Origin of the sequence: Hippea jasoniae, from assembly GCF_000744435.1 — a bacterium.
GTDB classification, from domain to species: domain Bacteria; phylum Campylobacterota_A; class Desulfurellia; order Desulfurellales; family Hippeaceae; genus Hippea; species Hippea jasoniae.
In genome coordinates, this window is record NZ_JQLX01000013.1 from 1 (window position 1) to 11,399 (window position 11,399).

At 31.1% G+C, this 11,399-nt stretch carries 10 protein-coding genes and 1 tRNA gene; 2 read left to right on the top strand and 9 right to left on the bottom strand.

The window, feature by feature from the left end:
• From EK17_RS04890 to EK17_RS04925, 9 genes are all read right to left on the bottom strand, one after another.
• A partial coding sequence (locus EK17_RS04890) for a transposase (protein ID WP_035588119.1) occupies positions 1-203 on the bottom strand: 203 nt, incomplete at its 3' end.
• 24 nt (positions 204-227) lie between these two features.
• The gene (locus EK17_RS09015; RefSeq protein WP_051904438.1) at positions 228-869 is read right to left on the bottom strand and encodes an S-4TM family putative pore-forming effector; all 642 of its coding nucleotides are present in this window, start codon (positions 867-869) and stop codon (positions 228-230) included.
• Positions 862-1,776: a hypothetical protein gene (locus tag EK17_RS04900; protein ID WP_198018148.1), complete on the bottom strand. Its 915-nt coding sequence runs from the start codon at positions 1,774-1,776 to the stop codon at positions 862-864. The genes EK17_RS09015 and EK17_RS04900 overlap by 8 nt, the downstream gene beginning before the upstream one ends.
• 113 nt (positions 1,777-1,889) lie before the next feature.
• Positions 1,890-3,203, bottom strand: a complete 1,314-nt coding sequence (locus EK17_RS04905) for a restriction endonuclease subunit S (protein ID WP_035588121.1) — start codon at positions 3,201-3,203, stop codon at positions 1,890-1,892.
• A gap of 13 nt (positions 3,204-3,216) precedes the next feature.
• Positions 3,217-4,362 carry an HsdM family class I SAM-dependent methyltransferase gene (locus tag EK17_RS04910; protein ID WP_198018149.1) on the bottom strand — a complete coding sequence of 382 codons (1,146 nt, stop codon included), beginning with the start codon at positions 4,360-4,362 and terminating at the stop codon, positions 3,217-3,219.
• Between the two features lie 50 nt (positions 4,363-4,412).
• Complete coding sequence (locus tag EK17_RS09405) at positions 4,413-4,724, bottom strand: type I restriction-modification system subunit M N-terminal domain-containing protein (protein ID WP_198018150.1); 312 nt, start codon at positions 4,722-4,724, stop codon at positions 4,413-4,415.
• Positions 4,725-4,738: 14 nt separating this feature from the next.
• Entirely contained in the window at positions 4,739-5,017 is a 279-nt protein-coding gene (locus EK17_RS04915) for a hypothetical protein (RefSeq protein ID WP_035588124.1), read from the bottom strand.
• Between the two features lie 109 nt (positions 5,018-5,126).
• Complete coding sequence (locus tag EK17_RS09020; RefSeq protein WP_051904439.1) at positions 5,127-6,848, bottom strand: mechanosensitive ion channel family protein; 1,722 nt, start codon at positions 6,846-6,848, stop codon at positions 5,127-5,129.
• 275 nt (positions 6,849-7,123) lie between these two features.
• A tRNA-Phe gene (locus EK17_RS04925) sits at positions 7,124-7,199 on the bottom strand.
• 113 nt (positions 7,200-7,312) lie between these two features.
• Here EK17_RS04925 and EK17_RS04930 point away from each other — a divergent pair.
• Entirely contained in the window at positions 7,313-10,564 is a 3,252-nt protein-coding gene (locus EK17_RS04930; protein WP_035588127.1) for a hypothetical protein, read from the top strand.
• Positions 10,533-11,390 carry a hypothetical protein gene (locus tag EK17_RS04935; RefSeq protein ID WP_035588130.1) on the top strand — a complete coding sequence of 286 codons (858 nt, stop codon included), beginning with the start codon at positions 10,533-10,535 and terminating at the stop codon, positions 11,388-11,390. Before EK17_RS04930 ends, EK17_RS04935 begins: the two co-directional genes overlap by 32 nt.
• The last annotated feature ends 9 nt before the right edge of the window (positions 11,391-11,399 follow it).

Sequence of the window (11,399 nt, forward strand, 5' to 3'; positions counted from 1 at the left end):
CGGGTATCAAAACGTCTTGGACGATAACCGCTAAAATAGCTCTTTCGGTTACTATTATGCTCGTTCTTTTTTGCACCAACCTTCTGCTCTGATTCAATCTCCATCAATTGATCCATTACCCACTTCAACATACTCAGTATAGGGTCTTCTTCTGCCACAAATTTTGTTAGTAATTCTTTAAAAATTCTGCTATCTTTCCTCATGGGATAGGCTTCTCCTTTCCTTTTTTAGCTTACCGAGAAGTCTATCCTTTTCTTTTGGAGATTCAACAAAATTGCGAAGGTTTTTATACAATATCTAATGATTGATCCTATTAATAATAAAAATAGATATTTATATCTATTTTTTAAATTTTCTGTCCATATTAAGTTAGTTCGCTGAGCTAACAATATATTTCCAAATTTGTTTCCAGAGTTTGAAACAGGATACCAATTATTCAGACTTTCTGTATTTCCTTTGAACTTTTTTTCTCCATTGCTTATTTCTTCTGGAGTAGGCTCCTTAAAGAAGCAAATTTTATTTTTTTCTATGCCAAAAAGTTTTGTATCAAATTCTTCTTGAATTGCAGCTCCAATTGAAATATACCTTTTTTCAAAATATTTAAAAACAAAACTTAAAGCCACCCATAATAAGGAAATAGACACTACCCATGGTAATTTAACCCATGCGAAAGAATCTCTGTAATATTCAAATTCATTTAATAATTTCAATTTGGCAATTACAAAAAGAATTGGAATCAATATACTTATTAAAAATCTACCCATCTGCCATCTTTTTGCTACTTTATAATAGTATCTTTGAGCTTTTAATAGTTTTATAAATTCCTCATTATTCTGCTCTGGGAAAGCATAATTAATATTATCACTCATAGTCTGGAAACTCCGTTCCAAAAACTTCTTTAAGATTGCTTATAGCTTTTTTATGTTTTTGTTCTTTTTCAAATCTATCTGCTTCATAAATTTTTAATTTATCTGTTTTTGCTTTTTCAGAAACTTTATATTTAGTTTTAAAATCAAGATTATTAATATTCCCTTGAATTCCTTTAGGGTCATAAACTGGGTTATAGATAGCAGATTGAAGATAATCAAAAAACATACATAAATCTAATAAGTTATCATCTGTCAAATTTTTTTCTTCTAAGAAATTTAATACTATATTTTCAAATAGGTAAGAGCTTATAGAATTTAAATTTTTTCTCTTCCAATGTTTTAATAATCTTATGAATTCAAGAGCTTTACCATTTTGTTTTTGGTTTATATTTGTTACTCTTTCTTGGTCTATTCGTGGATCTGTTTTTTTCCAATTTCCATTTCCATCAGGTATTAGATAATAATTTCTTCCGTTTTCTTCCTTAACTGTAAAAAAAGCGGGAACAATATCAAAATTCCATGGATAAAAGGATAGCTTTAATGTAACTGCTTCTTGTCTTCTATGTATTTCTGCTTGACTATACTGTGGTATTTCAGATAAATAGGACTTTAATTTTTCTAATATTTTTCTTGAGTTAAGATATCCATTTTCGTCGCAGAATCTTCTTAAGGTTTTATGTTCTTCAGGGACAAAAATATAACAAGTTCCACTATAAGAATTACAACTATATGTTGCTCTATTACCTTCATCATCAGATGCTGAAAAAGTAATAATTAAATCAATATCATCTAAAGGTCTTATTTTTGTTCTTCTTGCAAAAGAACCAAATTTTATATGTCTTTCTTTGTATAAAAACGGAAAATCATCAAATTTAGAAGGTAGATTTTTATTTGTTCTATTAACCAATCTCTGCTATTTCTTGCCCTTTTTGTTTCTTCTGGGTCAAGATTTACTTTCGCTTTTATAAATTCTTCTAATGCTTGTTTAGTCGTTTTCAATTAACAACTCCTTATAGAAGTTCATACCAACTCCCCTCTAAATGCTTTATTTAAAATGCTTTCTTTTAGCTGTTTAAATTTTTCAAGTTGTATTTGTTGTAATTCTTCTAATTGTTTTATTTTATTATGCAAATTATCTAAATAAGCTGCAATTTGTTTTTGTTTTTCAAGGTCGGGTTGATTGTTTTTAATGGGGATTGGGATTAATCTTTTGATTTCCTCTCTTTTAGACAAATTTTTATATCCCTCCATATTTTTTAGCCATAGAGGATATTTAAACTTTAAGTAGAAAGCAACATATTTAACATAAATTTTATCTTTTAAAACAACTGCTAATATGTTCTGATTGGTCGTTATAGAAATTTTGTTAATACCAACTAGCCCTAAACTTCCTCCTATTGTTATAAGTAGAGAGTTTGGAGGAACCAACCATGTATTAGAATTTTCAAATCCTTCTCTTGTGATAATTTTCCTATATGAGGATATAAACATATTTTCAAAGTCATTCTTGTTTATGTCCAACCATGGATAAGTATTTTTATAGTCTACAAAACCATTACTTGCCCAATATTCTTTGATTTTAGTTGAAGGTGTTCCCCCTGCTTTTATTTTTTTTGCTATTTCCCCCAACTTTAACCACTTCCAATTATCCTTATCTTCCTCTGCTTCTTTGAAGATTTTATTTAATACACTTTCAAAGAGTTCTTTTGTTTTTTCTAATGCTTTTTGCCGAATTGTTATAGCTTTGTCTATTTCTTTAAAAATGGTTTCTATTTTTTCTACTATTTGTTTTTGTTTTTCAAGGTCGGGTTGGTTGTTTTTGAAGGGGAGGGGGATTAAAAGATTTTTTAAAATTTCTTTGTTTAAAGTTTTTCCTTTTATTGCTGTATTTAAATATTTTGAGTAATCTAATGTTGGCAGTATCCAATACAAATAATCTCTATAAATGTTTTCTTCTAGGAAAATGTGAATAATCGCTTCATTATGAAAAGCTGGAATATCCAATATAGCTGTTCTACCTATTGTTAATTTGAAACTCATCAATAAAGTTCCTTTTGGTATAAGTTTACCTCTAAAAATTTCATCAAAAGCCCTTTGTGAAACTTTTTCTTTAGTAGTTTTTATATACTTATTCTGCATATCCGAGATAGAAACCCAATAATATTTCCCATTTTCCCAATATTTTTTTTCACTTCTTTTCGGTGTTTTTCCCATTCCAAATTTAATAATCTCACCCAACCTTACCCACTTCCACCCTTCAGGCAAAGGATAAGGCACATTTTTTATTTCTTCAAATCTTTCTTTATTTTCAGCTTTTGCTTTTGTCTTACTCATTTTTTTTAATCCCTTAAACCATAGCTTTTATATCTTTTAAGATTTTTTCTATTTCATAATCTAAATTTTCTATCTCCAATAATATCTCTTTAGGCTCTTTATACTCAATTTCTTCTTTTTTATTTGGATTTTTGGCAGTTAAGTCATAGTCTCTTTTTATAATTTCATCAATAGAAACTACCCAGCTATTTTCTGAAATTTCTATTTTTTCTATCTTTTCTAATACATCTTTAAAATGCTCATCTTTTATTTTTTGGGTTTTTGTAAATTTTCCTTCAAGGTCATAATACCAAATCTCTTTTGTTGACTCTCCTGTTTTTTCAAAAAACACTAAATTTGTTTTAACTCCTGCTCCCATAGAGGAAAAAACACCCTGAGGAAGTGAAATAATAGCAAAAACATTAAATTTTTCTAAAAGTTCTTTTCTTATCTCTTCAAATTTTCCACTACCAAACATAATTTGTCCTTCTGGTAATACCATTCCAACCCTACCACCATTTTTAAGTTTTCTCATTATATATTGAAGTGCAAGAGCCTCTGTAGATGCTATTGGATAAGGAAAGTTATTTTGAACCTGTCTGTTTTCTTTTCCTCCAAATGGTGGATTTGTAATAATAATATCAAATTTTTCATCATCTTGAATATTATGAACATCTTCCATTAAAGTATTTTTTCTATAATAATTGGGATTTGTTATACCATGCAGAATTAAATTCATTGTTCCCAGCAAAAATGGTAAAGGTTTCTTTTCATGTCCATATAATGTTTTATTTTTTAAAATATCAGTATCTTTAACAGTTAAATTTTTATTATGTTCAATAATATATTTATATGCTTCTACTAAAAATCCAGCAGAGCCTCCAAATGGGTCAAGAATCTTTTCTCCTATTTTTGGTTTTATTACATTAATAATAAACCTTATTACAGGTCTTGGAGTATAAAATTCTCCTCCCCATCCTGCTTCTGAGCCCATTTCAAGTAGAAGCTCTTCATATACTTGAGATAAAATATGTGTATCTTCATAGTCTGAAAAATTAATTTTATTTATTTTTTCAATAACATCTAAAAGATTAAAAACAGATTTTATTTTATTTCCAGATATCTCTTTAAAAATTTCTGATATTTTTTCTTTTTCAGGTGTTCCAGAAAGATTTTTCAAATATGGAAAAAGTATATTATCAATAAAATGAATTAATGTATTTTCGGGATTTATGATTTTTTAAATTCTTCATCAACATCATCCACAAAATTTTTTAATGATTCTTTAGGTTTGCCTATCCAGTCCCTATTTTTAGCCCAATTTGACCATCTAAATTTTTTGTCAATTATAGGTTTATATTCTTCTCCTTCAAGAATAGCTAATTCTTTTTGTTGATTTTCAACATCTTCAAATATTCTTAAAAACAAAAGCCACGATAATTGCTCCATATAATCAACTGTTGCATTCGTTCCGTCATCTCTACGCATTATATCGCAAATGGTTTTAATTTCGCTCTTTACTATTTGTTCTTTTTTATTCATACTGAGCTCCTGATTTAATTTTTTATTACTCCAGTATTGTTTAAGATTACAATTTGCTTTTTGCATGGGGTAAATATTTTTTCTCTCAAGCCTCTGTTATTTTGAGTGTTTCGATGCTTGAAAAAATCTAATATGAGCTGTCCTATTTTTGAACGGAAGAAATTTAGAAGGTCGTCAGTATAATTCTGATGCTTTGGTCTTATTGCAATTAAAGTTTTAGTATCTGCATACCAAGTTTCAATTGCAAGTATGTTATCAATAACCCTTATTTTCGAATCTTTTTTCTTCCCCATGTAGATAATTATATCATAAAATTTAATATTGTTAACTATTTAAGTAATACAAGAATGATTGCACTATGTATTAATTTGAAAACTTTTTTACACCATCAACCCCTGATTATTATTTCACTTTTTCTTCTTTGATTTTTACTTCAAGTTCATTTCTGAAGTGTATATCGTTTTGCGGAAATGGAATCTCGAAGCCGTTATTTATAAGAGTTAGGTAAATAAATTTCAAAAATTGTGATTTTGTTCTTCTTGGAGTTCTTGCATATTTACCTTTTACCCACACAAATAATTCAAAGTTAAGGCTGCTGTTTCCCATCTCTATAAAAACGATTTTTGGGGATGTTTCCTCATCTTTGTTTTTAACAAAAGGCAGATTGGATTTTAAGAGGGCTTCTATTAATATTTTTTCCATTTTTTCGATATCTGTTGCATATGCTACCCCAAAGGGCACTCTGAATCTAACCAATTCATCGGTCATTGTCCAGTTTATAACCTGGTTCTGCACAAATGTTTGATTTGGTATAATCAAATTTATGTTATCGTTGGTTTTTAAAATTGTTGAACGCATTGAAATATCCATGACTTCTCCTCTTGTATCATTATCAATTTCAATATAATCTCCCACCTTTATGCTTTTTTCAAACATTAAAATAATGCCGCTTACAAAGTTGCTTACAATGTTTTGCAATCCAAAACCTATACCCACAGATAAAGCACCTGCAATAATGGCTAAAGAGCTTAAATCAAGTCCGATGACTTTTAGGGCTATTAGAAATGAGAGCGTGAGTATAAAATAATAACCCGTATTTGTTAAAAGGGTAAGAGTGGAAAAATTAATCTCGTATGTTTTACCTATGGATAGTATTATTTTTTTGTAGTATTTTCCTACTAACCACCCAGTTATTAAAATGAGTATAAAAATAATCAAATCAAAGGGTGTTATTTCCTTTTTGTTTACGCTAAAAAGCGGAAAGCTGAGAATGTGAAATATTTTTCTTATTACATTTTTAATTTCTTCAGATGAGTTGTATAGGTAATAGCTTTTTTTGAATGTTAATTTCTCAAAGTCTGAGGTGACATTACTAAAAGCCGCCTTAAAAAGCGGATCGGAAGTGTAGATTAACAGTGTTTGGGTATATTTAAATACACTCTTGTCTTTGTTTTTTAGTTTTTCAAGCCATATAATCAGAGAATTTTTTAAAAGGTTTAAGTTTATCTCTTTTCTGGTTTCTATGTATTTATTAATTAAATCATGTGTCTGATCGATCATATTTTTGTTTTCAAGTAATTCCCATTTTTGTAGGTCAATTTTGAGTTTTTCGATTTTTTTGTTTATTTCGAAAAGTTTTTTATTCCACTCAGAAATACCATGCAGGGCTGTTTCTAAATTAAAATTTATGTTTTTTAGCTGATTGTAGAGGGTTTTTTCCCATTCAGGTATGTTGTTTATCAGGTCGGTTTTTTGTTTTGTCAAGATTTTGAGGTATTGTGTGTAGTAAATTTTCTGTAGCTTTGCTATTGGAGTGTTTTCAAGTACATTGATTTTATCAGTGAGCTCAATTATTTTGTTGTTTAGATTATATATTTGCTTTTGAAGCCCAACTATCAGTAAAAACTTTTCTGCTGCTTGATTTTGATTTTTTATATTGCAGTTACATGTAATTTTAGCGGGTTTGAGTTGATTTATTTTATAAACCAGGATTTTTGCATACGAGTAATCCAGTGAATTTTTGTTTATTTTGTTAAGGATGTTGTTTAGGGAGGTATCTGCATGAGCATTTATAACAAAAAGCGATATTATGATGACAAACAGCAGTTTTCTTAGCTGAATCATTAAAACCTAACTATCACAGTTTTATAGGTTAGTCAATTTAAATAGACTGATGAGTAGTTTTGTTGGGTGGGATAAGAAGGAATTATTTTATGTAATCATAGTGTAACCTCACCAGGTGGTTAGTGTTGCTGATGGTAGGTTAAAATAGGAATTTTTGACGATTTAGGGTGTAACCATTGTGTAACTTCGTCGGCATTTTAAGGGGCTTAATCAATAAATTTTATTAATTAAGAGTTTTATTGTCTCCTTGAGATTGGCCTCAAATCAACAAAAAATGGTGCCGAGACGTGGAATCGAACCACGGACACAGGGATTTTCAGTCCCTTGCTCTACCGACTGAGCTATCTCGGCACCCGCAGAATATATACCCAAAGATAGCCAAAAAGTCAATAGCGTTTGTTAAATTTTTTGACATATTAATTTTAAATATTGAAAAATAATTACTTAATTGATAACATAAGACAATGAACAGAATTGTTTTAAAAGTATTATACGGCCTTACTTTTATACTAATGTTTTCCATATATTGTTCGAAAGCTTCTTATGCTATAGATACTGCTTCTTTTATACCGTCAACAAAGGAAATCTCAACAATATACAAAAGCAAATTTCATATTTCAAAAAACGATTTTTATCCATCATACACAAATATTGTTAAACCCGATTTTACGGGCTCTGCTGTTTTGCTAACCGACAACCACCACAGAATCTTGTATATCGAAGTTGGCAAATATAACGACATAGACAAAGAGTGGCAAAAAAGAAAAAAGATTGTGCAGGAGGTTGCTGGTAGAAATCATCAACATATATACCATCTGAATGTCGGGGATGATGGATTTAAAAAGGATGGCAGCTGGAGTGAGTATTATGCACGATATAAAGATTACCTAATCTGGGTTATGATGGATCAGTATTACGATGGGGAAATCCTTTTAAGAAAAATCGTTGATAATATTAAATACAACAAAAAAGCAAAAAGAGGCAAAACGCAGCTGGTTATTAAGGGTTTGTATTACGATAAATCAAACTGGCTTAAAAAGAAAAAGCTAAAGACAAGAATTGAGATATTCAAAGATTTTAAAAAGATTTACGATAAAACATTAAATGTAAAGGTTAATCTGAAAGATGAGGGCTCTGTATACACTCTAACTGTCTCTATCTTTGCGGATAAAAAATTAGAGGGAATTCTCAATAAGGGTGGGAAATTTTTATTCAGCCTCGGAATTGAAGGCTATAAACCGTTTCTTTTTTATGTTGACAGAAACGATATTTCTCATGCTCAAAACAATATTGTTATTTTTAAAAACCTCTCAGAAACTGGTGAAGTTTTTTCTCGACCAAATTATTGTAAAAAGAGTGGTAGCGTTTATAAAGCTGTAGTTCATAATATAAAAGAGCATAAATATTACTGGCTGGGGAAGGCTTTTTCTAAATATGTTTTGAAAGAATATAACGAAACAGATAACCTTGGCGGTGTAGAGTTTATAGAATCAGTTAAAGGATTATCAACGCCGCAGCTTGAGCTTTCTTCTGATGGTAGGCTCATTATAGTCGATTATAGCGGCATCTATAAAATAGAAAATGGATCTTTAAAATTACTCGATAAACCAACGCTTTACAACGGCAAGCCCGTGCCTTATGGCTTAAAAGATATCTATATTTTTAAAGGTGAGGTTATAGCAAACGGCGAATGGGCTGTTCCAACATATTTTAATGGAATTGATAAAAAACCCATTATGCGTTCTCAAAGCTTTAATTATAGCAGGCATTTTAACTGTGATGTTGAGCTTAAGCTAAAGTGTGGATCTACGATAAAAACAGTCAAAAGAACCGTTAAATTTGTAACCGAAGGCAGGATTATTCCTGACTGGAAAGGGTATAAAATAGAGGGTAATCTTGCAATGTATCCATCTATAGATTTTTCTAAACTATACGATAAAAACATTTGCAGCCTTGAAGATGAAACCCATGACTGCGGATTTGTTGACTATCTTGACGGCAGAAAGGTAAAGGAGTTTTCGGGCACTTCCGATTACCATGCTGGTATGGAGGATAAGGGTCCTTATGAGTTTAATATTCCTATAGATTTTGGTTTGAGGCTGCCGGTTTTTAAGATGGATCAGATTATCAATAGATTTGAAGGACCTTATAGAGTTTTGAAGCTGTGCAGGAGGACAGGTGAGGTTGTTGATTTTGAAGTCTATAATACAGGTTGGTTTAAATTTAAAAAAGCAAAAGAGGTAAAGCTTGATATCACTGTTTTTAAAAAGGGCTACTTGAAGCAGTCCAGTCAGTTTTTTGTTAGAGTAGACAATACATCAAAGCTTGTTATCTACGGCAGGGTATTTGACAAAGATAGCTCAAAACCGATAAAAGGCGCTATTGTAAAGATAAATTCACAGAAGGCTTTAACCAACGATAAGGGTTTTTATAGAGTTTCTTTAGCAATCAACAATAGCGGAAAGGTTAGCTTTGTAAGTCAGAGTTTCCATCTAAAGAAAAAAGCATCGTCGTTTGAGGTAAAGCTGGATACCCCGCCTCTTTATCCAGACAACAGGGATTATAAAATAAAACTTACACTCTTTGATGATAATGGAGCGATTAAAAACAGCCGTGTAGATGTGAAAGAGATAAAAAACTTTACAACAAAAGATGGCAAAAAAATTATTCTGTCTGGTGATAAAAAGTATATGCCCGTATATAAACAGGTTGTTACAAATCAGGCAGGAGAGGCTTTTGTAAATATCCATATTAGCGACATAAACATTAAAAAACTAAAGCAAAACCATACTGATTATTTTCCAGTTAAAGCTGATTTATATGTTTGCATCCATGAAACGGGTGTCTGCAGGAATGTTGAGCTAACCTTGCTTGATCCTGCCCCTGAATTTAGTTTGCGTATTCCGGGTGGTATTGAAGAAGGTATCTGGCAGGAAAAATCCAGCAGAATAGATATAAAAGACCCTGATAGTAGAGAGTTTGAGATAACGATTAAAGCCGTTGGCAGGATAAAGTCAAAAGGTGAAAATGATATATCCTCTGTGCATTTTCATAAAAAGATTCAATCTGATAGTTTTGAGTTTTTCTATGAGCCTGCAAAATTTGGCAGCGATATAAATGACCTTCCAGATGAGTTAAATGCATACTTTACAACAAACCTCAATGTGCTTTACGGCCTTGTGGGTTTATTTGGTGATAAAATCAGCGAAGGTAAGGTTGCAGGCATAATGCTCAAAAGCGAGGCTATGAAGAAAACACTGAAGTTTGGCGGAAGAAGCACAGCTTATCCGGCAATTTATCTTTCCACTCAATCGATGGCTCAAGGCACAATTAAGGCAGATGTTCCAACGGCGATTAATGTTATGGATTACAGTCTTGGAATGGTGGATTTTGTAAGTGGTGTGCTTAATGAAACAAAGGCAAGTAAATTGTTGGGCGAGAAGCAGTTTAGAATTATAAAGAACCTCAGATTAGGTAAACTAAAAAAGGTAGCAGATGCAGTTGAATTAAGTTCTATACCGATTGAGGTGTTGAAAGCTGTTTATGCAAATGCCAAAACAACCTACGATCTATTTGGTCAATACAGAGATATTGCCTATGCATACAGGGATATTATTTTTCTGCCTGTTGAGGTTGAGGTTGAAGATGAGCTTGGCTATAAAACAACGAAGGTGGTAAAGGTTGGTGTCAGGGTTTATAAGAAAAATAGCGAGTAGCTTTTTTATCGTCATACTGCTTGTTTCTGTGTCTTTTGCCAATCAAGATAGGTTTGTAAGAGTTGTTGAGGAATACTACCATGCCTGTCAGAATAAAGATATAAATAGCATAGCTGGTCTGCTTTCAAACTCAAATAATGGGTTTTATCATCAGTTGATAAACCTGCATCTTTTGATGTTTAAAAGCTTGAATATTGAGTATCGCGATTTTGCTGTTGATAGGATTGTGGTTTTGAAGGATCATGTGCTTGTTTTCACAAAGGCTAAACTTGTAGTCTATAATTTAGACAAATCTGATCATTTTAAAAGGGTTGCACAAAATGTTTTTGTTCTATCCAATACGGATAATCCCAAAATTGAAAGAATCTTTAATAAAACAAACTTTGATCTGCTGAAAAAAATGCTTATTTATGAAAAAGCGCTTAAAATGCTTAAAAAAGGCAGGATCGAGATTACACAGAACAGTAAACAGAAAAAGAAAAAAACTATCATTGATAGTTATTTTTCGCTGCATGATTGCCGAATTTATCAAAAGGGATCTCATACAGATAAAATTTTAAGCTCTATTAACAGAATAAACCTCACCTGCACAATGGAAAATGCACCCAGAGGCACATTTATTGTTGTGAGGTGGTATAAGGTTAATGAAGATAAAGATATGTTTTTGATAGCCCTGAAATTAACGGTTCAAAAATACACCAATGAGGGTAAAACAAATTTTGAAATTCACCTTCCTCAAAACAGCAAATGGCCTGAAGGCGATTATAAAGCCGTTGTGTATGTAAACGAAAAACCCTATACAGAATTGAAATTTTCCGTTTATTGAGTAATATCT